At 69.3% G+C, this 20,174-nt stretch carries 20 protein-coding genes; 13 read left to right on the top strand and 7 right to left on the bottom strand.

Annotation, left to right across the window (positions count from 1 at the left end; all coding sequences use genetic code 11):
• Positions 1 to 129 precede the first annotated feature (129 nt).
• The 3 genes from mobA to FW760_RS21425 are packed head-to-tail and all read right to left on the bottom strand — an operon-like array spanning position 130 to position 5,087.
• Positions 130 to 708, bottom strand: a complete 579-nt coding sequence (mobA, locus tag FW760_RS21415; RefSeq protein ID WP_043859686.1) for a molybdenum cofactor guanylyltransferase MobA — start codon at positions 706 to 708, stop codon at positions 130 to 132.
• Between the two features lie 60 nt (positions 709 to 768).
• Positions 769 to 3,897, bottom strand: coding sequence for an efflux RND transporter permease subunit (locus tag FW760_RS21420; protein ID WP_058541170.1), 3,129 nt, complete (start codon positions 3,895 to 3,897; stop codon positions 769 to 771).
• An 11-nt stretch (positions 3,898 to 3,908) separates the two neighbouring features.
• Positions 3,909 to 5,087 carry an efflux RND transporter periplasmic adaptor subunit gene (locus FW760_RS21425; RefSeq protein WP_043859688.1) on the bottom strand — a complete coding sequence of 393 codons (1,179 nt, stop codon included), beginning with the start codon at positions 5,085 to 5,087 and terminating at the stop codon, positions 3,909 to 3,911.
• Between the two features lie 155 nt (positions 5,088 to 5,242).
• Between FW760_RS21425 and FW760_RS21430 the strand changes: the two genes are divergently transcribed.
• The gene (locus FW760_RS21430) at positions 5,243 to 5,944 is read left to right on the top strand and encodes a response regulator transcription factor (RefSeq protein WP_043859689.1); all 702 of its coding nucleotides are present in this window, start codon (positions 5,243 to 5,245) and stop codon (positions 5,942 to 5,944) included.
• Positions 5,945 to 5,959: 15 nt separating this feature from the next.
• Positions 5,960 to 7,258, top strand: coding sequence for an ATP-binding protein (locus tag FW760_RS21435; RefSeq protein ID WP_054916096.1), 1,299 nt, complete (start codon positions 5,960 to 5,962; stop codon positions 7,256 to 7,258).
• 359 nt (positions 7,259 to 7,617) lie between these two features.
• Here the strand turns inward: FW760_RS21435 and FW760_RS21440 are convergent, their stop codons facing one another.
• A complete protein-coding gene (locus FW760_RS21440; RefSeq protein WP_054916095.1) occupies positions 7,618 to 7,938 on the bottom strand; it encodes a hypothetical protein in 321 nt (106 codons plus the stop codon).
• A 138-nt stretch (positions 7,939 to 8,076) separates the two neighbouring features.
• Here FW760_RS21440 and FW760_RS21445 point away from each other — a divergent pair, with 138 nt between their 5' ends.
• The 3 genes from FW760_RS21445 to FW760_RS21455 are packed head-to-tail and all read left to right on the top strand — an operon-like array spanning position 8,077 to position 10,208.
• Entirely contained in the window at positions 8,077 to 8,706 is a 630-nt protein-coding gene (locus FW760_RS21445) for an STN domain-containing protein (protein WP_235384135.1), read from the top strand.
• Positions 8,707 to 8,726: 20 nt separating this feature from the next.
• Positions 8,727 to 9,257: a sigma-70 family RNA polymerase sigma factor gene (locus tag FW760_RS21450; protein WP_043860351.1), complete on the top strand. Its 531-nt coding sequence runs from the start codon at positions 8,727 to 8,729 to the stop codon at positions 9,255 to 9,257.
• Between the two features lie 39 nt (positions 9,258 to 9,296).
• Positions 9,297 to 10,208, top strand: coding sequence for a FecR family protein (locus tag FW760_RS21455; RefSeq protein ID WP_196932333.1), 912 nt, complete (start codon positions 9,297 to 9,299; stop codon positions 10,206 to 10,208).
• Here FW760_RS21455 and FW760_RS21460 read toward each other — a convergent pair.
• Complete coding sequence (locus FW760_RS21460) at positions 10,201 to 10,812, bottom strand: PulJ/GspJ family protein (protein WP_043860349.1); 612 nt, start codon at positions 10,810 to 10,812, stop codon at positions 10,201 to 10,203. The two genes, FW760_RS21455 and FW760_RS21460, sit on opposite strands and share 8 nt — an antisense overlap.
• Positions 10,809 to 11,252: a type II secretion system minor pseudopilin GspH gene (gene gspH / locus FW760_RS21465; protein WP_043860348.1), complete on the bottom strand. Its 444-nt coding sequence runs from the start codon at positions 11,250 to 11,252 to the stop codon at positions 10,809 to 10,811. Before gspH ends, FW760_RS21460 begins: the two co-directional genes overlap by 4 nt.
• Positions 11,253 to 11,370: 118 nt before the next feature.
• Between gspH and FW760_RS21470 the strand changes: the two genes are divergently transcribed.
• Positions 11,371 to 11,802, top strand: a complete 432-nt coding sequence (locus tag FW760_RS21470) for a type II secretion system protein N (RefSeq protein WP_043860347.1) — start codon at positions 11,371 to 11,373, stop codon at positions 11,800 to 11,802.
• Here the strand turns inward: FW760_RS21470 and gspI are convergent.
• On the bottom strand, positions 11,789 to 12,172 hold the full coding sequence (gene gspI / locus FW760_RS21475; RefSeq protein WP_078481891.1) for a type II secretion system minor pseudopilin GspI: 384 nt from the start codon (positions 12,170 to 12,172) through the stop codon (positions 11,789 to 11,791). The two genes, FW760_RS21470 and gspI, sit on opposite strands and share 14 nt — an antisense overlap.
• A gap of 139 nt (positions 12,173 to 12,311) precedes the next feature.
• Between gspI and gspG the strand changes: the two genes are divergently transcribed.
• Genes gspG through gspF form a run of 7 tightly spaced genes read left to right on the top strand, consistent with a single transcriptional unit; the run spans position 12,312 to position 20,143 of the window.
• Positions 12,312 to 12,755 carry a type II secretion system major pseudopilin GspG gene (gene gspG, locus FW760_RS21480; protein ID WP_058541164.1) on the top strand — a complete coding sequence of 148 codons (444 nt, stop codon included), beginning with the start codon at positions 12,312 to 12,314 and terminating at the stop codon, positions 12,753 to 12,755.
• A gap of 8 nt (positions 12,756 to 12,763) precedes the next feature.
• The gene (gspK, locus tag FW760_RS21485; protein WP_446443938.1) at positions 12,764 to 13,723 is read left to right on the top strand and encodes a type II secretion system minor pseudopilin GspK; all 960 of its coding nucleotides are present in this window, start codon (positions 12,764 to 12,766) and stop codon (positions 13,721 to 13,723) included.
• The gene (gspL, locus tag FW760_RS21490) at positions 13,720 to 14,667 is read left to right on the top strand and encodes a type II secretion system protein GspL (protein WP_116054584.1); all 948 of its coding nucleotides are present in this window, start codon (positions 13,720 to 13,722) and stop codon (positions 14,665 to 14,667) included. Before gspK ends, gspL begins: the two co-directional genes overlap by 4 nt.
• The gene (gene gspM, locus FW760_RS21495) at positions 14,657 to 15,175 is read left to right on the top strand and encodes a type II secretion system protein GspM (protein WP_116054582.1); all 519 of its coding nucleotides are present in this window, start codon (positions 14,657 to 14,659) and stop codon (positions 15,173 to 15,175) included. Before gspL ends, gspM begins: the two co-directional genes overlap by 11 nt.
• Entirely contained in the window at positions 15,172 to 17,523 is a 2,352-nt protein-coding gene (gspD, locus tag FW760_RS21500) for a type II secretion system secretin GspD (protein ID WP_116054579.1), read from the top strand. The genes gspM and gspD overlap by 4 nt, the downstream gene beginning before the upstream one ends.
• The gene (gene gspE, locus FW760_RS21505) at positions 17,520 to 18,938 is read left to right on the top strand and encodes a type II secretion system ATPase GspE (protein WP_043860340.1); all 1,419 of its coding nucleotides are present in this window, start codon (positions 17,520 to 17,522) and stop codon (positions 18,936 to 18,938) included. Before gspD ends, gspE begins: the two co-directional genes overlap by 4 nt.
• A complete protein-coding gene (gspF, locus tag FW760_RS21510) occupies positions 18,938 to 20,143 on the top strand; it encodes a type II secretion system inner membrane protein GspF (RefSeq protein WP_116054576.1) in 1,206 nt (401 codons plus the stop codon). Before gspE ends, gspF begins: the two co-directional genes overlap by 1 nt.
• Positions 20,144 to 20,174: the final 31 nt, after the last annotated feature.

Here is a 20,174-nt window from a genome sequence, read left to right on the forward strand (position 1 = left end):
GGCGCCTGAACTGCCCCTTCGCTGGCAAGCCAGCTCCCACAGGTGCTACACGGGCCTAAAGGTCACCACCTTCCCCTGTAGGAGCGGGCTTGGCCCGCGAAGAGGCCCTCACAGACGACACAAAAAGCCTTATTGCCCCAACCACTGCGGCGTATTGAAGTTGCTCAGGCGCCGGTCCTCCTCTGCACACTCCACCGCCTGCAACGGATGCTCCAGCAACGCCCGCAACAGGCTGCGCTCACCGGCCTGCCATGCCGCCTGCAAGCTCGCCTGCTGGCGCACCGGGATCACGCAGAACATCGGCTGCCACTGCTGGCCCTGGCGCACCATCGCCGCGCAGTCCCCGGTCACCGCCACGCTCAGCAACTGCTCGAGCAACCCGCGCTCGATCAGCGGTGCATCACACGCCAGCACCACCAGCCAGGCATGCCGCGCCACCGCAAGCCCGGCCAGCACCCCGGCCAGCGGCCCGGGAAACCCAGGCTCGGCATCGCCCACCAACTGGTCGGCAAACGCCCGATAGGCGTGCTGGTTGCGATTGCAGGAAAGGATCAGGTCATCGCTTAGGTCACGTACCACGGCGTGCACGTGCGCGATCAGCGGGCGGCCCTGCCAGGACAGCAGGCCCTTGTCCTGCCCGCCCATGCGCTGGCCACGGCCGCCGGCCAGCAAAAGAATGGAGCAGGGGGGAAGTACGGCGGCGGTCATTGCAAGGTTCCAGTCCAGAAGCGGGCTAGCACCATCCCATGACCGCCGCGCGGCTGTCCATCAGCTTTGTTCGACCACCGCAGGGTCGGCCTGGGCGTCACGCCGGCGCCAGCCGGTCACGCGCATCACCACCACGAAGAACACCGGCACGAACACGATCGCCAGCGTGGCGCTGAGCATGCCGCCGATCACCCCGGTGCCGATGGCCTGCTGACTCGCCGAGCTGGCGCCGGTGGCAATCGCCAGCGGCACCACGCCCAGGATGAACGCCAGCGAGGTCATCACGATGGGCCGCAGGCGCAGGCGCGCGGCCTGTACGGTGGCCTCGACCAGGTCATGCCCTTCGTCCACCAGGCTCTTGGCGAACTCGATGATCAGGATCGCGTTCTTCGCCGACAGGCCGATCAGGGTGATCAGGCCGACCTTGAAGAACACATCGTTGGGCATGTCGCGCAGGGTCACCGCCAGCACCGCACCGAGCACGCCCAGCGGCACCACCAGCAGCACCGAGGTGGGGATCGACCAGCTTTCGTACAGTGCCGCCAGGCACAGGAACACCACCAGCAGCGACAGCGCCATCAGCATCGGTGCCTGCGCCCCGGACAACTGCTCCTGCAGCGACAGCCCGGTCCATTCCAGGCCAAAGCCCAGCGGCAGGGCATCGACCAGGCGCTGCACCTCAGCCATCGCCGCGCCCGAGCTGTAGCCCGGTGCCGGCTCGCCCGACACGGCAATGGCCGGGTAGCCGTTGTAGCGGGTCAGTTGCACCGGCCCCGATACCCACTGCGCCTGGGCGAAGGCCGACAACGGCACCATCTTGCCGCTGGTGTTGCGCACGTGGATCTTGAGCAGGTCCTCGACCTGGCTGCGCTGGTCGCCCTCGGCCTGCACCACCACCCGCTGCATGCGGCCCTGGTTGGGGAAGTCGTTGACGTAGGTCGAGCCGATGGCCGTGTTGAGCACCGTGCCGATGTCGTCGAACGACACGCCCAGCGCGTTGGCCTGCTTGCGGTCGATCAGCAACTGCACCTGCGGGCTTTCGGCCAGGGCGCTCTCGCGCACGTTGGCCAGCACCGGGCTTTTCGCGGCCTCGGCCAGCAACTGGTCACGCGCCGCCATAAGCCCGGCATGGCCCACGCCGGCACGGTCCTGCAGGCGGAACTCGAAACCGGTCGAGGTGCCCAGGCCATCCACCGAGGGCGGCAGCACCGCATAGGCCACCGCGTTCTTGAACTGGCTGAAGGCGATGTTGGCGCGCTCGGCGATGGCCTCGGCGCTGTCCTTGGCGGTGCGCTCGGACCAGTCCTTGAGCGTGGTGAACACCAGCGCCGCGTTCTGCCCGCTGCCCGAGAAACTGAAGCCCAGGATCACCGTGGTGTTGCCCACGCCAGGTTCGCCTGCGCTGTGCGCCTCGATCTGCTCGGCCACCTGCACGGTACGGTTGCGGCTGGCGCCGGGCGGCAGCTGCACGTCGGTGATGGTGTAGCCCTGGTCTTCGGTGGGCAGGAACGAGGAGGGCAGCTGGCTGAAGGTCCAGCCCAGCGCCACCAGCAGCAGGCCATACACCACCAGGTAGCGGCCGCTGCGCTGGATCGCGTGCATCACCCAGCGCTGGTAGCCGTTGCTCATGCCTTCGAACTTGCGGTTGAACCAGCCGAAGAAACCGCGCTTGACGTGGTGTTCGCCCTTGGCGATCGGCTTGAGCAGGGTGGCGCACAACGCCGGGGTCAGGCTCAGGGCAAGGAACGCCGAGAACAGGATCGATACCGCCATCGACGCCGAGAACTGCTGGTAGATCACCCCCACCGAGCCCTGCATGAACGCCATCGGCACGAACACCGCCACCAGCACCACGGTGATGCCGACGATGGCGCCGCTGATCTGCTGCATGGCCTTGCGCGTGGCTTGCTTGGGCGGCAGGCCTTCCTCGGCCATGATCCGCTCGACGTTCTCCACCACCACGATGGCGTCGTCCACCAGAATGCCGATGGCCAGCACCATGCCGAACAGGGTCAGCACGTTGATCGAGAAGCCCAGCGTCAGCATCACCGCGAAGGTGCCCATCAGTGCCACCGGCACCACCAGGGTCGGGATCAGCGTGTAGCGGATGTTCTGCAGGAACAGGAACATCACCAGGAACACCAGCACCATGGCCTCGATCAGGGTGTTGATCACCTGTTCGATGGACACCTTGACGAACGGCGAAGTGTCATACGGGATGTCGTACACCGCCCCGGGCGGGAAGTAGCGCGACAGCTCGTCCATCTTGGCCTTGACCAGGGTTGCGGTCTGCATGGCGTTGGCACCGGGCGCCAGCTGCACGCTGAAAGCGGTGGACGGCTTGCCGTTCAGGCGCGTGCCGTACTGGTACTCCTGGGCGCCGATCTCGACCCGCGCCACATCACCCACGGTGACCCGCGAGCCATCCGCATTGGCGCGCAGCACGATGTCGGCGAACTCCTGGGGCGTCGACAGCTGGCCCTTGATCAGCACGTTGGCAGTGATTTCCTGGGTCGGGCTGCCGGGCAGGTCGCCGATGCTGCCAGGGGCCACCTGGGCGTTCTGCGCGGCAATCGCAAGGTTCACATCCTCGGGGGTGAGGTTGAAGCCGATCAGCTTCTGCGGGTCGAGCCAGATACGCATGGCGCGTTCCGAGCCATACAGCTGCGCCTTGCCCACGCCCGGTACGCGGCGCACCTCGTTCATCACGTTGCGCGCCAGAAAGTCGCTCAGCGCGGTTTCGTCTAGGCGGTCATCGTCGGCGGTCAGGGTCACCAGCATCAGGAACCCGGTGGAGATCTTCTCCACCTGCAGGCCCTGCTGGGTCACCGCCCGCGGCAGGCGCGACTCGACGATCTTCAGGCGGTTCTGCACATCGACCTGGGCCAGTTCCGGGTTGGTGCCCGGCTGGAAGGTCGCCGTTACCGTGGCGCTGCCCAGGCTGCTGGTGGACTGGAAGTACAGCAGGTGATCGGCGCCGTTGAGCTCCTGCTCGATCAGGCTGACCACGCTCTCGTCCATGGTCTGCGCCGAGGCACCGGGGTATACCGCGTACACCTCGATCTGTGGCGGCGCCACGTTGGGGTACTGGGCCACCGGCAACTGCGGGATGGCCAGCGCACCGCCGAGCAGGATGAACAGCGCGACCACCCAGGCGAACACCGGGCGGTCAATAAAGAACTGCGGCATGGATCAGGGCCTCACTGGGCGGTGGTCTGGGCGATGGGGGCAGCCGTGTCGGTGGCGGGGGTCACGCTCACCTGGTCACCCACCTTCACGTGCTGCAGGCCTTCGGTGACGATGCGATCGCCTGGGGCCAGGCCCTCGGTGACGATCCAGCGGTCCTGCTGCACGCTGCCCAGCACCACGGCGCGCTCGCTCACGCGCTGCTCGGCGTCCACCAGCAGCACCCGCGGCAGGCCCGCGCTGTCACGCAGGATGGCCTGCTGCGGCACGCTGATGCCCTTGGGCTGCACCGCCTGTTCCAGGCGCACGCGGATGAAGCTGCCGGGCAGCAGGTCCAGGTCGGGGTTGGGGAACTCGCTGCGCAGGGTGATCTGGCCGGTGCTCGGGTCCACGCTGATGTCGGAGAACAGCAGCTTGCCCGCCAGCGGGTAAGGCGTGCCGTCATCCTGGATCAGCGTGGCGCGGGCCTGGTCCTGGCCCACCTGCTTGAGCTCGCCGGCACGCAGGGCACGGCGCAGGGCGTTGATCTCGCGGGTCGACTGGGTCAGGTCGGCATGGATCGGGTCGAGCTGCTGAATGATCGCCAGCGGGGTCGATTCGTTCTGCCCCACCAGCGCGCCCTCGGTCACCAGGGCACGGCCCACGCGCCCGGAAATCGGCGCGGTCACGGTGGCATAGCCCAGGTTCAGGCGCGCACGCTCGAGCGCGGCCTTGGCCGCTGCCACTTCGGCGTCGGCCTGCATGGCGGCGGCGCGGGCGTTGTCGTGCTCCTGGCGGCTGATCGCGTCGATCGAAATCAGCTCGGCGTAGCGCTGGTCCTGCAGGCGCGCCTGAAAGCGCGTGGCCTCGGCCTTGGCCAGGTTGGCGCGGGCGCTGTCGTAGTCGGCCTTGAACGGTGCCGGGTCGATGCGAAACAGCACGTCGCCCTGTTTCACGTCGCTGCCCTCACGGTACACCCGCTTGAGCACCACCCCTGCCACCCGCGCGCGCACCTCGGCGATGCGTGGCGCCAGGATGCGCCCCGACAGCTCGGTGCTGATGGCCAGGGGTTGCTCGCGCACGGTTTCGACGCTGACGGCGGGCTTGGGGGCTTGTTCTTCGGCGGGCGGCTTGCTGTCGCAGCCGGCCAGGGCCAGGCTCAGCAGCAACAGGGGCGCCAGGGTACGCAGACGGACGGGGCTTGAACTGGGCATGCGGATCTTCCATAAATGACCCGGCAATGCTAAGGCAGCCGCGCTACAGGCAGTTGTTAAGCTATGTAGGGCGAGTGTGAAAAAGTGTGAAGAATTTCGCGACCTGCGAATAAGCGCTATATCCTGCCTGACTTTCCCGGCCTTTCAAACTACCCATGCCCACTATCCTTCTGGTCGAAGACGACTGCGCCCTGAGCGAACTGATCGCCAGCTACCTGCAACGCAATGGTTTCAGCGTCAGCGTGATTGCGCGGGGGGACCACGTGCTGGAAGAGGCGCGGCGCAGCAAACCCGACCTGGTGATCCTGGACCTGATGCTGCCGGGCCTGGACGGCCTGCAGGTGTGCCGGCAACTGCGCGCCGAATCGCTGCTGCTGCCGATCCTCATGCTCACCGCCCGCGACGACAGCCACGACCAGGTGCTGGGCCTGGAGATGGGCGCCGACGACTACGTCAGCAAGCCGTGCGAGCCGCGCGTGCTGCTGGCGCGGGTGCGGACCCTGCTGCGGCGCAGCAGCATCAACGAGCCGCATCTCGAGAGCGACCTGATCGTGATCGGCGGGCTGCGCATCGACCTGGCCGAACGCACCGTGCTGTGGCGCGACCAGACGGTGGAGTTGTCCAGCGGCGAGTTCAACCTGCTGGTGGTGCTGGCGCGCAATGCCGGCAGCGTGCTCAGCCGCGACTGCATCCTGCAGCAGTTGCGCGGCATCGAGTTCAACGGCACCGACCGCTCGGTGGACGTGGCCATCTCCAAGCTGCGGCGCAAGTTCGACGACAGCGCCGGCGAGGCGCGCAAGATCAAGACGGTGTGGGGCAAGGGCTACCTGTTCAGCCGAGTCGAGTGGGAATTCTGAGGAGCGGCCACGGCCATGCTGAAAATTCTGGTACGCCTGTATCTGGTGACCATCGTCGCGTATGCCGGGTCGATCTTCCTGATCCCCGAACTGATCCTGCATGTGTTCCATGACCGCTACATCGCCTACAACCAGGACCAGGCGCGGGGCGTGCAGCGCCTGATCGTCAACCAGTTCCACCTCAAGCACCGCGACAGCTGGCCCCAGGTGGCCGAGGCGCTGAACACCGATTTCGCCCCCCTCAGCATCGAGCTGCGCCGGCGCGCCGACCTGGACCTGAACGCCGAGGAGCAGGCGCACCTGCAGGCCGGCCAGTACGTGGTGCGCCTGGGGGAGTGGGGCTATTACGAAACCGCCCTGGCGCCGCTGGACAGCGAGTGGATGGTGGTGCTGCGCAACCCGCCGGACCCGGCGGACATCTACCTGCTGTCGTGGGGCATCACCGTGCTGATCGGTGCGGCGCTGCTGGGCTGCCTGCTGTTCTGGGTGCGCCCGCACTGGCGTGACCTGCAGCGGCTCAAGGCCACGGCGCAGCGCCTGGGCGAAGGCAACCTGGCGGAGCGCACGCTGATCTCGCCACGCTCGAACATCGGCGCGCTGGCCAAGGTGTTCGATACCATGGCGGCGGATATCGAATGCCTGCTGACCCAGCAGCGCGAGTTGCTCAATGCGGTGTCGCATGAGCTGCGCACGCCGCTGACCCGCCTGGATTTCGGCCTGGTGCTGCTGTACGACGAAATGCCCCCGGCCAGTCGCAAGCGCCTGCTGGAATTGGTGGGGCACGTGCGCGAGCTGGATGCGCTGGTGCTTGAGCTGCTGTCGTACAACCGCTTGCAGAATGGCCAGGGTGGCGAGCGGGTGGAGGTGGCGCTGCCCGAGTTCGTCGACAGCATCCTGGGCAGCTATGCCGAAGAGCTGGATGGGCGCGGGGTGAGCCTGGAGGTGCGTGCCGAGCCGGATCTGCCGCGCTTTGTGCTGGACCCGCGGTTGACGGCGCGGGCGGTGCAGAACCTGATCCGCAACGCCATGCGTTATTGCGGGCAGCGCATCCTGCTGCGCCTGAGCGTGGATGCCAAGGGCGCGTGCGTGCTGACCGTCGAGGATGACGGCATTGGCATTCCGCAGGAGGAGCGCGAGCGCATCTTCCAGCCGTTCTACCGCCTGGATCGCAGTCGGGACCGTGCCACGGGCGGGTTTGGCCTGGGGTTGGCGATCAGCCGTCGGGTGATCGAGGGGCAGGGTGGCACCCTGACGGTGGGGCAGTCGGCGTTGGGGGGGGCACAGTTTCGCATCTGCTTGCCGCGGGGGCGGTAGGGGCGACAAGTCTGATGTCAGGTGGATTCACTGCAATCGGGTGTCGAACACACCGAGGCTGGCAATACCGCCCCGTGTAGGAGCCGGCCTTGCCGGCGAAGCGCCGCGCTTGCGGCGCTCGATCCTGAGAGCGCTGCAAGGGCATCGGTTGGCACTAGTCGTCCACCGCCATTGCTGGCTGGTTTTCTCGCTCACCCCTTCAATCATCAGCCTTGAAATTCATTCGGGCTGGAAGGTGCCTGTCTTGAATCCACCGGTGCTCCCAAAACCGAGCGCCGCCCGCGCGGCGCTTCGCCGGCAACGCCGGCTCCTACATTGGCTGCAACGAACCATGGCCTGCAGGAATGCAACTGCGCCGATCACGGCCCCGGCCGCTGCGGCCGCACCGACACCCCGAACGCATTGCCCATGCGCTGCCCCGTGGCCGACTGGTTGAACAACCCCAGCTGGTTCGGCGCGCGCCGGCTCACATCCACCTCCATCGCCTTGCGGTTGGCCTGCGCCGCGCGCTGCCCGTTGCCGTTCTGCAACTGGCGCGTCAGGCAGTCGTACGCCAGCGCCCGCGCCTGGCCCACCTGCACGTCGATGCAACCCTCGTCCTGTCCCGCCTGCACCACGCCACTCGACAGGCCACTCAGCAGACCGGCAACCAGCCACAACCCCGCGATTCGACAGCCCATGTCCATGCCCTCCCTGAAGCGGTTTCCCCCAGTCTAGCCCCAGGCGACTTCCCACATCGTTAAGGTTTTTTGCCTACCGCTGTCACATCAGATTCATACACAGGCCCCACGATGGCGACTTTCGGGGGAGACACCGGTTTGCGCCACTGCCTTGCCAGAATCGCCGTGCTGCTGTTGGCCGTGCTGGCGATGCCGGTGCACGGCGCAGGCCCGATCCGTTTCGACATACCGGCCCAGCCACTGGACGAGGCGCTGCACGCCTTCGGCCAGCAGAGCGGCATGGCGGTGCTGGTGGACCGGGAGCTGACCGCACGCCAGCGCTCGATGCCGCTGAACGGCGCGTTCAGCGCCCGCGACGGCCTGCGCAGGCTGCTCGAAGGCACCGGGCTGATGGCCCGCTACAGCGGCGCCGAGGCCTTCACCGTGCAGCGCGTGGCACTGCCGGCAGCCGCGCCGAACCCGCGTGCCACAGGCGGGGCCGGCGCGGCCGGCAATTATGCGCGCACGCTGCAACGCGCCGTGGAACAGGCGCTGTGTGCCAGCGCGCTGGCACGCCCAGGCCATTACCGGGCCGCAGTGCAGGTATGGATCGACGCCCGCGGGGTGCTGGCCCAGAGCCGCCTGCTGGCCTCCACCGGCGATCACCGGCGTGACAGCGCGCTGGTCGAAAGCCTGCGCGCCCTGCGCCTGGAGCGGCCACCGCCCTCGGCGCTGGCGCAACCGGTGACGCTGCTGCTGTTGCCCGATACACGCATGGACTGCCCTTAATCGCATGGAGGCTAGGCAGTATGAATACACCTCTGGTCACGTTGTTCCTGACCTCTTACGACGAGTTCAAGGTGCGCCTCAAACGCCGCCTGGGTTCGGACGACCTGGCCTGCGACGTGCTCCAGGAAACCTACCTGCGGGTCGACCGCATGCAGGCCACCCACGCGCTGCACAAGCCCAATGCCTACCTGTACCGCATGGCCCTGAACATCGCCGCCGACCGGCGCCAGGCCGACGCCCGGCTGCTCACCGGCGCCGAGGTCGAAGACCTGCTGCAGGTGGCCGAAGACCAGGACCCGGCGCGCATCGTCGGCGGCCAGCAGGAAATCCAGTGCCTGCTCGGCGCACTCTACGAACTGCCGGCACGGCGCCGGCGCATCTTCATCGCCGCGCGCCTGGAGGAAGCCTCGCACCTGGAAATCGCCCAGCGCTTCGGCATCTCCACGCGCATGGTCGAGAAGGAGCTCAAGGCCGCACTGGGTTACTGCGCCACGCGGCTGGAAAGAAAAGTGTTCCAGCGGTTCGGTCCCGGTGCGGGAAAACCGTCTTGAACAATACACAGCGCCATTTTGATGCAGGCCCCTCAGACCATGACACCCCAGACTTCGGCTGAACCCAGCCTGCACAGCCAGGCCCAGGACTGGTTGCTGCTGCTTACCTCCGGGCGCGCCACCGTCGCCGACGCACGCGCCCTGCGCCAGTGGTGCGCACAGAGCCCGGCGCACGCCCAGGCCTTCGAGCAGGCCCGCCAGCTGTGGCAGCAGCTGGAGCCGGCGGCGCGCCAGGCCGAGCGCGTGGTGCCCCTGCGTACCCTGGGGCGCCGCGCGTTCCTGGGTGGCGCGCTGGCGGCCTCGGCAGCCTTCGTGCTGCTGCGCAGCAACCTGGTGGACGGGCTCGGCACGCCAGCGGCAGACTTTCACACCGGCGTTGGCGAGCAGCGTCGCATCGACCTGACCCAGGGCATCGCGCTGGAGCTCAACACCCAGACCCGCATCAACCGCAGCGGCGAAGCGATCGCCCTGCTCGAAGGCGAGGTCGAGGTGCTGGCCCAGGCCCCGGTGCAGGTGCAGGCCGGGCAGGCCTGGGTGTCGGCCCAGGCCGGGCGCTTCAATGTGCGCCACACCGATTCGGCCGTGTGCGTCACCTGCCTGCAGGGCCAGGTGCAGATTCTCTGGCAGGGCCGCAGCTTGCCCGTGCCCGCCGGCCAGCAGCTGCGTTACGACGCCCGCAGCGCCGGCAGCGCGCAGCCGTTCGATGCCGAACAGGTAATGGCCTGGCGCGAGCAGCGGCTGGTGTTCCATGACGCGCCGCTGAGCCAGGTGATCGACGAAATCAACCGCTACCGCCCCGGCATGCTGGTGCTGCTCAACCCCAGCCTGGGACGACGCAAGGTGCAGGCGCGCTTCAGCCTGGCGCAACTGCCAGGGGTGGCGCAGCTGATCCGCGACGCCTACGGCGCACGCTGCACCGAACTGCCCGGTGGCGTGGTGCTGCTCAGTTGAGCGGCCCCAGTACCTGGCGGTAACGCTGCGGGCCCTGCGCGCTCTGGCGCAGCAGTTCGATCTCGAGCCCCGGCGGATTGTCCCGGGCCTCGCCGGTCAGGTGCCGCCAGCCCTTGCCCGGCTCCCACACCCGCAGGTTGAATTCAGCCACATCCTCCAGTACCGCCACCCGGCCGGCAGGCGCCGGTAGCGGGAAGCGATCGCGTGCCGGCGCCGCGGCGCGGTACAGCGTGCCACCCTGCAACCACCAGCGCACGCGCATCAGGCCGTCGTCGGCGGCGCTGCTGCGAATCAGCTCCAGGCGCGCCGGGCGCCCGTCGCTGGCCTGCACCCGCACCGCAGGCAGCGGTTTTTCGCTGGGCGGGTCCATGCCCGCCAGCACCGGCTCGACCAGTTCGCTGCTGGCACGCAACGCCAGGTCGCGCTCCAGCTGGTTGAACACCCGCAGCAGGGCGCGGGCCTGTTCGGTGCTGTCCTTGACGTGGCGGTCGGCGCGGCTGACGCTGTCCAGCCCGCGCCAGGCCACCAGGCTGACGATGGCCATCAACAGGATCGCCACCATCACCTCGATCAGGGTGAACCCGCCTTGCGGGTGGCGCCTCATGGCTGGTGCACCTCGACGCGGCCGGCGGCATCGCGGCGCACCTCGATCTGCTGCTGGCCGCTGACCAGGCGCAGGGTCAGCGGCTCGCCGATCCATTCCGGGTCGATGCGCACGGCCCGCTGCGGGGTGCGCTGCACCGTCACCGGCGCGGCCTGCCAGGGGCGCGGGCGCAGCAGCGGGTCGCCGTCCAGCGCCGCGCCGGCCCGCACAAAACGGTAGCCGTCGCGGTCGGCCTGCCAGAGCAGGGCGCGGCCATCGGCCTGCACCTCGCTCTGGGCCACCAGCAGCAATTGCGCCAGGCGCTCGGCGTCTTCGCGCAGCGCCCTGGCCGGGTCGGGGCGGATGTTCAGGCTGATGGCGGCGCTGGCGATGCCGACGATCACCAGCACCACCATCAGTTCGATCAGGGTAAAGCCCTGTTGTGGATGGCTGCGTTGCATGGGGCGATGCCTCCTTGGCTGGTGACAGCGTGCACGGCGAAGATGATCGTCGTGTGAAACAAAAGCGTGAGAATCGGCGCGTATGCTCGGGCCAGGAACCACACGGAGACCGTTCCCCATGGCACTAGCATTCAAACCCGTGGCTGCCCCGCAACTGGTCCAGGGCGCGGCGCTGCTCGCGGCGCTGGCCGGGCTCGCGACCTGGGGCACGTTGCTCTGGACGCCCACCCCCCAACCAGTGCCGGCTGCCATGGAGCAGACCCTATCGGCACCCCCGGCCGCCGCCGGGCAGTGGTTTGCCAACCTGCCGGCGCAGGTCGACATCAGCCTCAGCGGGCTGCTGGCCGGCAGTGCCGGTGCGGTGGCCATCGTCTCGCTCAACGGCGGCGCGCCACAGGCCGTGCGGGTGGGCGAGCAACTGGCGCAGGGGGTGCAACTGGTGGCCATAGAAGCCGATGCGCTGGTGATCGAGCGCGCCGGGGAGCGCAGCCGCATCGGCATCGCGCGACTGCCCGAAGGCCCCGCGCTGCCGCGCCTCATTCGCCCCTAGGCGCCTGGCCCAGCCAGCTCTCCAGGCGCGCCAGCGGCGGGCCTTCACGGTCACGCTCGAACACCTCCAGGCGCACCTGCAGCAGCCCACCGGGGCGGCTGTCGACCTGCTGCTCGCAGCGCAGGCGCAGGCGCCCCTGGTCGCACGCCAAGCGGCGCAGGCCCGGGGTTGCCTGGCCTTCCAGGCGCAGTTCGGCAAGGCGCGCCTGGGCCGAGAGCAGGGCCAGCGACTTGTCGCGCAGCAGGCCATTGCCCTGGGTCATCAGCCCGGCCGCGCGCACTGCAGCGGCCATCGCCACGGCCACGATGGCCAGCGCCACCAGCACTTCGATCAGGGTAAAACCGGCCTGTTGCGGGCGGCGTCTGCGCATGGGCATCTCGGTGTGGGCAAAGCTGCATCCTAGGGGGTCTGTCTGACCGATTGGCGACCGGAACTCCCGAGGATTTTCAATACCACTGACATATGCCCTTGCCACAATCGGCCCCCGAATCCCGCCAAGGAATGCCGAGATGTCGCTTACCTGCCCACGCCGTTCTGCCCCCCGTCGCCAACGCGGCTTCACCCTGATCGAGATCATGGTGGTGGTGGTCATCCTCGGGATCCTGGCAGCGATGGTGGTGCCCAAGGTGCTCGACCGCCCCGACCAGGCGCGTGCCACCGCCGCCCGCCAGGACATCGCCGGGCTGATGCAGGCGCTCAAGCTCTACCGCCTGGACAACGGCAGCTACCCCAGCGCCGCCCAGGGCCTCAAGGTACTGGTGGAAAAACCCGCCTCGGCCAAGCCCGGCACCTGGCGCGCCTACCTGGAGCGCCTGCCCAACGACCCCTGGGGCCGCCCCTACCACTACCTCAACCCCGGTGCCAACGGCGAGATCGACGTGTTCTCGCTGGGCGCCGATGGCGAGCCTGACGGCGAGGGCGTGAACGCCGATATCGGCTCCTGGCAGCTGTAGGCGCCGTGATGAGACCGTCCGCGCAGCAACGCGGAATGGCGATCATCAGTGCCTTGCTGATAGCCGCCGTGGTGGCGGTGATCGCAGCGGGCATGATCAGCCGCCAGAGCGTATTCACCCGTGAGCTGGAAAGCCTGCAGCAGCGTGCCCAGGGGCTGGGCGTGCTGCAGGCGGGCCTGGCCTGGAGCCGTGAGGTACTGGCCGAGCAGCGCCGCGTCGACCCGCTGGTACGCCTCGACCAGGGCTGGGCGCGCCCCATCGCCGGCCTGCCGGTGGGCGAGCACGGCGCGGTGTTTCAGGGCCGGCTGGAAGACGAGCAGGGCAAGTTCAACCTGCGCAACCTGGTGGTCGAAGAGCAACCCGACGCGCAGGCCCTGGCCACCTTCGAGCGCCTGTGTGCACTGATCGGCCTGGCCGCGCCGGTGGCGCAGGCGATCGCGGCGCGGGTGATCGACGGCTACCCGCGCCGGCAGGCGCCCGTGGCCGAGGCGGTGCACGGCTTCGACAGTGGCCGCGCAACCTCGCCGGGTGCCGCTTCGCGCCCGGTGCCGGCACGCCGGCCGATGCTGCGCAGCCTCGACCAGCTGGCCGTGCCGGGGCTGGATGCCGAAGGGCTGGCGCGCCTGCGCCGAGTGGCCACGGTGCTGCCGGCCAACACCTGGATCAATGGCAACACCGCGTCCGCCGAGGTGCTGGCGGCGCAGGTGCCGGGCTTGAGCGTAGACAAGGCGCGCCAGCTGATCGCCGAGCGCGACGGCGGGCGCTGGTTCGTCAACCGCGGGGATTTCGTCAACCGCCTGCAGATGCCCCACGTGGTGCTCGAAAGCGTGCCGGTGGGCATTACCAGCGACTGGTTCCGCCTGCACGGCGTGGCCCGTAGCGGCTCGCGCGAGGTGCGCCTGGAGGCGCTGCTGCTGCGCGGGCAGGCGCCCCTGGCACAGGTTGTCTGGGCACGGGTGGGCGCATGAAGGCACAACTGCACATGGCATTGCCGCGGCTCGCGGCGCTTGAGGGCGGGGCGCGGGTCGGCTATCGGCAACTGGACCGCCAGGGCCGGACCGAGGCCGAGGGCGAGGCGGCGCAGGCGCAGCTCAAGAGCCTGGCGCGCGGCCGCGAGGTGCTGGCGTGGCTGCACCCGGACGACAGCCTGTGCACCGAGCTGGTACTGCCGCCGTTGCCGGCGGCGCGCCTGGGGGCGGCGGTGCAGTGCGCGGCGCAGGGCCTGATACTGGGCGATGTGCGCGCCGTGCATATCGCCCACGGGCCACGGGCAGCGGACGGGAAGGTGGCGGTGGCATGGCTGGGGCAGGCGGCATTGCAGGGCCTGGCGCAGTGGCTGTCGAATGCCGGCCTCAAACCCCGGGGCCTGTACCCGACCCCGGCAAGGGCCGGCGCATGCCCGGTGGCGAGCCTGCACAGCGGCCTGCGCGCCCCTGGCGCCGCACAGCACGGCTGGCCACGGGCACTCGCCCTGTGCGCCAGCGCCGCCATGATCTGGACCCTGGGCCTGAACCTCTACGCCGCGCGGCTGGCCGACACCGGCCAGCAACTGCGCCAGCACATGCACCAGCAGGTACGCGCTGCCTACCCGCAGTTGCAGGTGATCCTCAACCCGCTGCAACAGGTACGCCAGCAGCTCGCCGCCGGCGACAATGGCGCGGTCGCACCCTTCAACCACCTGCTGCAGGCCGCCGGCAGCGCCATGCCGTTTCTGGCCGGCGCAGTCGAGCAACTGACCTACCACGACGGCGTGCTCGACCTGCAGCCACTGCCCGGCGCCGCACGGCCCCCGGCCGACAACGCCTGGCAAACACAGCTGGCGGCACAGGGCATCGAGGCCAGCAGCAGCGACCACGGCTGGACCCTGCGCCCGGCGACCGCCACGGGCGAGGAGGTGGCCAATGTTGAGTAAGGCACGGCACCCCCTGCGCCGCCTGCGCCCCTGGTGGCACGGCCTGAGTGCGCGCGAGCGCCGCGCCGTGGCCCTGACCGCACTGCTGCTGGGCACCACGCTGTGGTGGCTGGTGCTGGTGCAGCCGGCACTGGCGCGCATCGCCCACTGGGAGGCCGAAACGCCCAGGCTGCGCAGCCAGGCGCAAACCCTCGACGGCCTGCTTGCCCACGCCCCCTCACTGCCGGGCGCCGCGCAACAGGCGCCGGCCCTGCGCCAGAGCCTGGAGCACGCCGGGCTCAGCGGCCATTACCAGCTTCAGGCGGTGGAGGGCGGCTGGCAGCTCGATCTTGTCCAGGCCCCCGCCGAGGCCGCCACCGCCTGGCTGCTGCAGGCCCCCGCACAACTGGGCCTGACGGTGGTGCACAGCCGCCTGCAACGCGACCCGCTGGCCGACCCCTCGGCCACGGCGTCGTTCTCCGGAATCGTTCGCTTGGACCAGGCGCAAGGCGCTAAGGAATCGTCATGATGTGCACCCAACTGCCGCGCCGACTGGCCGGCCTGGCTCCCCTGGTACTGGCACTGGCCCTGGCCGGTTGCAGCCAGCAGCCTGCGCAGCCACTGGCCAGCAGCGAGCTGGGCCGACCGCTGGCCAACGTGCAGCCCGGGCCGACCAGCCTGGAACGCCACGGCCTGCAGGCGCGGGTCGAGCCACAGCGCCCGGCCCCGCGTGCCCCTGCCCACCGCGCCAGGCCCCACAGCGATGGCAGCGCCAGTGCCGCACCGGGCAACCCGCTGGGTGACCAGCCGGTGCAGCTGAACTTCGTCGACGCCGACATCCAGGCCGTGGTGCGCGCCCTGTCGCGGGCCACCGGGCGCCAGTTTCTGGTCGACCCGCGGGTCAAGGGCCAGCTGACCCTGGTGTCCGAAGGCGAGGTGCCGGCCACACGTGCCTACGCCATGCTGCTGGCGGCCCTGCGCATGCAGGGCATCAGCGTGGTCGACGTGGGTGGCGTCAGCCAGGTGGTGCCCGAGGCCGACGCCAAGCTGCTGGGCGGGCCGATCAACAGCAAGGATGCCGGCACCGGCATGCTCACCCGCACCTTCCGCCTGCAATACGAGAACGCGGTCAACGTGATCCCGGTGCTGCGCCCCATCGTGTCGCCCAACAACCCGATCAACGCCTACCCCGGCAACAACACCGTGGTGGTCACCGACTATGCCGAGAACCTCGAGCGTGTGGCCCGGCTGCTCGACAGCATCGACATCCCCAGCGCCATCGACACCGACGTGGTGGCGATCCAGAACGGCATCGCCAGCGACATCGCGGCCATGGTCTCGGAGCTGCTCGAAACCCAGGGCAACGACCCCACCCAGAAGATCAGCGTGATCGGCGACCCGCGCTCCAACAGCGTGGTGATCCGCGCAGGCAGCCCCGAGCGCACGCAACTGGCCCGCGACCTGATCTACAAGCTCGACAACGCACAGAACAACCCCAGCAACCTGCACGTGGTGTACCTGCGCAACGCCCAGGCCGGCAAGCTGGCCCAGGCCCTGCGCGGGCTGCTCACCGGCGAGAGCGACAGCAGCAGCGGTGACGACGCCCGCGCCAGGCTCAGCGGCGGTGGCCTGCTGGCAGGCAAGCAGAACGGCAGCGGCGCGGCGGCGAACACCGCGCAGACCACCAGCGCCACCCCGCCAGCCGCCACCTACGGGGCCAGCCTCGGCCAGGCCGGCAACGCCTATGGCAACGGTTCGCAGGGCAGCGAGCAGAACACCGCGTTTTCCGCCGGCGGGGTGACCATCCAGGCCGACGCCACCACCAACACCCTGCTGATTTCGGCACCCGACCCGCTGTACCGCAACCTGCGCGAGGTGATCGACCTGCTCGACCAGCGCCGCGCCCAGGTGGTGATCGAAAGCCTGATCGTCGAGGTCAGCGAAGACGACGCCAACGAATTCGGCATCCAGTGGCAGGCCGGCAACCTGGGCAAGAACGGCGTGTTCGGCGGCGCCAACCTGGGCGGTGCCGGGTTCAATCGCGGTGCCAGGAACAGCATTGACGCGCTGCCCCCCGGCCTGAGCGTGGGCGTGGTGGACGGCACGGTGAACATCCCCGGCATCGGCGAGGTGCTCGACCTCAAGGTGCTGGCCCGCGCCCTGACCAGCAAGGGCGGCAGCAACGTGCTGTCCACGCCCAACCTGCTGACCCTGGACAACGAGGCGGCGAGCATCTTCGTCGGCCAGACCATCCCCTTTGTCAGCGGCCAGTACGTCACCGATGGCGGCGGCACCAGCAACAACCCGTTCCAGACCATCCAGCGCGAAGAGGTGGGGCTCAAGCTCAACGTGCGCCCGCAGATCTCCGAAGGCGGCACGGTCAAGCTCGACATCTACCAGGAGGTCAGCAGCGTCGACGAACGCGCCTCCAGTGCCGCCGGCACGGTCACCAACAAGCGCGCCATCGACACCAGCATCCTGCTCGACGACGGCCAGATCATGGTGCTCGGCGGCCTGCTGCAGGACGGCTACACCCAGGCCAACGACGGCATTCCGTTTCTTTCCAGCCTGCCGGGGGTGGGCGTGCTGTTTCGCAACGAGCGCCGCGCCACCAGCAAGACCAACCTGATGGTGTTCCTGCGCCCCTACATCATTCGCGATGCCGAGGTGGGGCGCAGCATCACCCTCAACCGCTACGATTTCATCCGCCGTGCCCAGGGCGGGCTCAAGCCGGCCCATTCCTGGGCGCTGCCGGACGCGCAGATGCCGCTGCTGCCCAGCGCCGAGCAGGGCGTACCGCGCGCGGGCGCGGCCTTCGGCACCCCGCGTGCGGCGATCCGCGCCGTGCCGCTGGATGAAGTCGGGGTCGCCCGGTGAGCCGCCTGCCTTACGCCTGGGCCAAGGCCCAGCGCGTGGTGCTGCTGGCCGGCGAGCACGCCGCGCCGCTGCGCCTGTGCCCCTCGACCCCGGCCTGGGCGCTGGGCGAGGTGCGCCGCCAGTTCGGCGAGCAGGCCGCCGAGCAGGTCAGCGAAGACGAGCTCGACCGCCTGCTGACCAGCGCCTACAGCGACAACGGCGGCGCCGCAGCGGCGGTCGGCGCGGCCGAGAACGACGTCGACCTCGACCGCCTGATGCAGGACATGCCCGAGATCACCGACCTGCTCGACACCCAGGACGGCGCGCCGGTGATCCGCATGATCAACGCGCTGCTGACCCAGGCTGCCGGCGACGAGGCAAGCGACATCCACATCGAACCCTTCGAGACCCACTCGGTGGTGCGCTACCGGGTCGACGGCACCCTGCGCGACGTGGTCTCGCCGCGCAAGGCGCTGCACGCGGCGCTGGTGTCGCGGATCAAGATCATGGCGCAGCTGGACATCGCCGAAAAGCGCCTGCCCCAGGACGGGCGCATCGCCCTGCGCGTGGCTGGCCGGCCCATCGATATCCGTGTGTCCACCGTGCCCACCGGGCATGGCGAGCGGGTGGTGATGCGCCTGCTGGACAAGCAGGCCGGGCGTCTGCAACTGGAAACCCTGGGCATGGCCCCGGCGCTGCTGGCCCGCCTGGACGTGCTGATTCGCCAGCCCCACGGCATCGTGCTGGTCACCGGGCCCACCGGCAGCGGCAAGACCACCAGCCTGTACGCGGCGCTGGCGCGGCTCGATGCCAGCGTCAGCAACATCCTCACCGTCGAGGACCCGGTGGAATACGACCTGCCGGGCATCAGCCAGATCCAGGTGAATGCGCGCATCGACATGACCTTTGCGGTGGCCCTGCGCGCGATCCTGCGCCAGGACCCGGACATCATCATGATCGGCGAGATCCGCGACCTGGAGACCGCGCAGATCGCGGTGCAGGCCTCGCTCACCGGGCACCTGGTGCTGGCCACGCTGCACACCAACGACGCGGTGTCGGCGGTCAACCGCCTGCTCGACATGGGCGTGGAACCCTTTCTGCTGGCCTCGGCGCTGCTCGGCGTGCTGGCCCAGCGCCTGGTACGGCGGCTGTGCCCGCACTGCCGTCAGCCCGACCCGAATGCCCCCGGCCAGTTTCGCCCCCATGGCTGCGCCAGCTGCAACCACACCGGCTACAGCGGGCGTACCGGGATCCACGAGCTGTTCTGCATCGATGACCCGATTCGCGGCCTGATCCACCAGGGCGCCGACGAACAGGCCCTGCGCGCCGCAGCGCGCCAGGCCGGCATGCTGAGCATGCGCGAGGACGGCCAGCGCTGGGTCGACAGCGGCAGTACCGCCGTGGAAGAAATCCTGCGTGTGACCCGGGACGCCTGATGAGCCGATACCGTTATGAAGCCGCCGATGCCCAGGGGCGCATCAGCCGTGGCCAGCTGGAGGCCGACAGCCCGGCGGCGGTGATCGGGCAATTGCGCGGGCTGGGCCTGAGCGCCTTGCAGGTCGAGCCGGAGCCTGCCGCCAGTGTCGGCGGCGGGTTGTTCGCCAGCAAGCTGTCGGATGCGGACCTGGCCTGGACCACGCGCCAGCTGGCCAGCTTGCTGGCCGCCGGGCTGCCGCTGGAGGGCGCCCTGAGCGCGACCCTGGAGCAGGCCGAACGCAAGCACATCGCCCAGGTGCTGGGCGCGGTGCGCGGCGACGTGCGCAGCGGCATGCGCCTGGCCGACGCGCTGGCGGCGCGCCCGCGGGACTTTCCCGAGATCTACCGCGCACTGATCGCGGCGGGGGAGGAGTCCGGCGACCTGGCCCAGCTGATGGAGCGCCTGGCCGACTACATCGAAGACCGCAACACCCTGCGCGGCAAGATCCTCACCGCGTTCATCTACCCCGGCGTGGTCGGGCTGGTGTCGGTCGGCATCGTGATCTTTCTGCTCAGCTACGTGGTGCCGCAGGTGGTCAGCGCCTTCACCCAGGCGCGCCAGGACCTGCCGGGGCTGACCCTGGCGATGCTCAACGCCAGCGACTTCATCCGGGCCTGGGGCTGGCTGTGTTTCATCGTGCTGGTGGCCGGAGCATGGGGCTGGCGTGTGTACCTGCGCGGCGCGTCGGCACGCCTGGCCTGGCACAGCCGGGTGCTGCGCCTGCCGTTGCTGGGGCGCTTCGTGCTGGGCCTGAACACCGCGCGCTTCGCCTCGACCCTGGCGATTCTGGGCAGTGCCGGGGTGCCGTTGCTGCGGGCCCTGGAGGCGGCGCGCCAGACCCTGGCCAACGACCGCCTCGACCAGTGCGTGAGCGAGGCCACGGCGCGGGTGCGCGAAGGCGTGGGGCTGGCGTCGGCGCTGGCGGTGGAGAAGGTGTTCCCGCCCTTGCTGATCCACCTGATCGCCAGCGGCGAGAAGACCGGCAACCTGCCGCCGATGCTCGACCGCGCGGCGCAGAGCCTGGCCAAGGACATCGAGCGCCGAGCGATGGGCATGACCGCATTGCTGGAGCCGCTGATGATCGTGGTGATGGGTGCGGTGGTGCTGCTGATCGTGATGGCGGTGCTGCTGCCGATCATCGAGATCAACCAGCTGGTGCAGTGATTTTTTTTGGGGGGGGTGGGCAACACCCGAG

Source organism: Pseudomonas sp. 1176_21 (assembly GCF_052850635.1).

Coding starts and splice junctions, on each gene's coding strand:
- mobA (WP_043859686.1), bottom strand. CDS start 708: ATGACCGCCGCCGTACTTCCCCCCTGCTCCATTCTTTTGCTGGCCGGC.
- FW760_RS21420 (WP_058541170.1), bottom strand. CDS start 3,897: ATGCCGCAGTTCTTTATTGACCGCCCGGTGTTCGCCTGGGTGGTCGCG.
- FW760_RS21425 (WP_043859688.1), bottom strand. CDS start 5,087: ATGCCCAGTTCAAGCCCCGTCCGTCTGCGTACCCTGGCGCCCCTGTTG.
- FW760_RS21430 (WP_043859689.1), top strand. CDS start 5,243: ATGCCCACTATCCTTCTGGTCGAAGACGACTGCGCCCTGAGCGAACTG.
- FW760_RS21435 (WP_054916096.1), top strand. CDS start 5,960: ATGCTGAAAATTCTGGTACGCCTGTATCTGGTGACCATCGTCGCGTAT.
- FW760_RS21440 (WP_054916095.1), bottom strand. CDS start 7,938: ATGGGCTGTCGAATCGCGGGGTTGTGGCTGGTTGCCGGTCTGCTGAGT.
- FW760_RS21450 (WP_043860351.1), top strand. CDS start 8,727: ATGAATACACCTCTGGTCACGTTGTTCCTGACCTCTTACGACGAGTTC.
- FW760_RS21455 (WP_196932333.1), top strand. CDS start 9,297: ATGACACCCCAGACTTCGGCTGAACCCAGCCTGCACAGCCAGGCCCAG.
- FW760_RS21460 (WP_043860349.1), bottom strand. CDS start 10,812: ATGAGGCGCCACCCGCAAGGCGGGTTCACCCTGATCGAGGTGATGGTG.
- gspH (WP_043860348.1), bottom strand. CDS start 11,252: ATGCAACGCAGCCATCCACAACAGGGCTTTACCCTGATCGAACTGATG.
- FW760_RS21470 (WP_043860347.1), top strand. CDS start 11,371: ATGGCACTAGCATTCAAACCCGTGGCTGCCCCGCAACTGGTCCAGGGC.
- gspI (WP_078481891.1), bottom strand. CDS start 12,172: ATGCGCAGACGCCGCCCGCAACAGGCCGGTTTTACCCTGATCGAAGTG.
- gspG (WP_058541164.1), top strand. CDS start 12,312: ATGTCGCTTACCTGCCCACGCCGTTCTGCCCCCCGTCGCCAACGCGGC.
- gspK (WP_446443938.1), top strand. CDS start 12,764: ATGAGACCGTCCGCGCAGCAACGCGGAATGGCGATCATCAGTGCCTTG.
- gspL (WP_116054584.1), top strand. CDS start 13,720: ATGAAGGCACAACTGCACATGGCATTGCCGCGGCTCGCGGCGCTTGAG.
- gspM (WP_116054582.1), top strand. CDS start 14,657: ATGTTGAGTAAGGCACGGCACCCCCTGCGCCGCCTGCGCCCCTGGTGG.
- gspD (WP_116054579.1), top strand. CDS start 15,172: ATGATGTGCACCCAACTGCCGCGCCGACTGGCCGGCCTGGCTCCCCTG.
- gspF (WP_116054576.1), top strand. CDS start 18,938: ATGAGCCGATACCGTTATGAAGCCGCCGATGCCCAGGGGCGCATCAGC.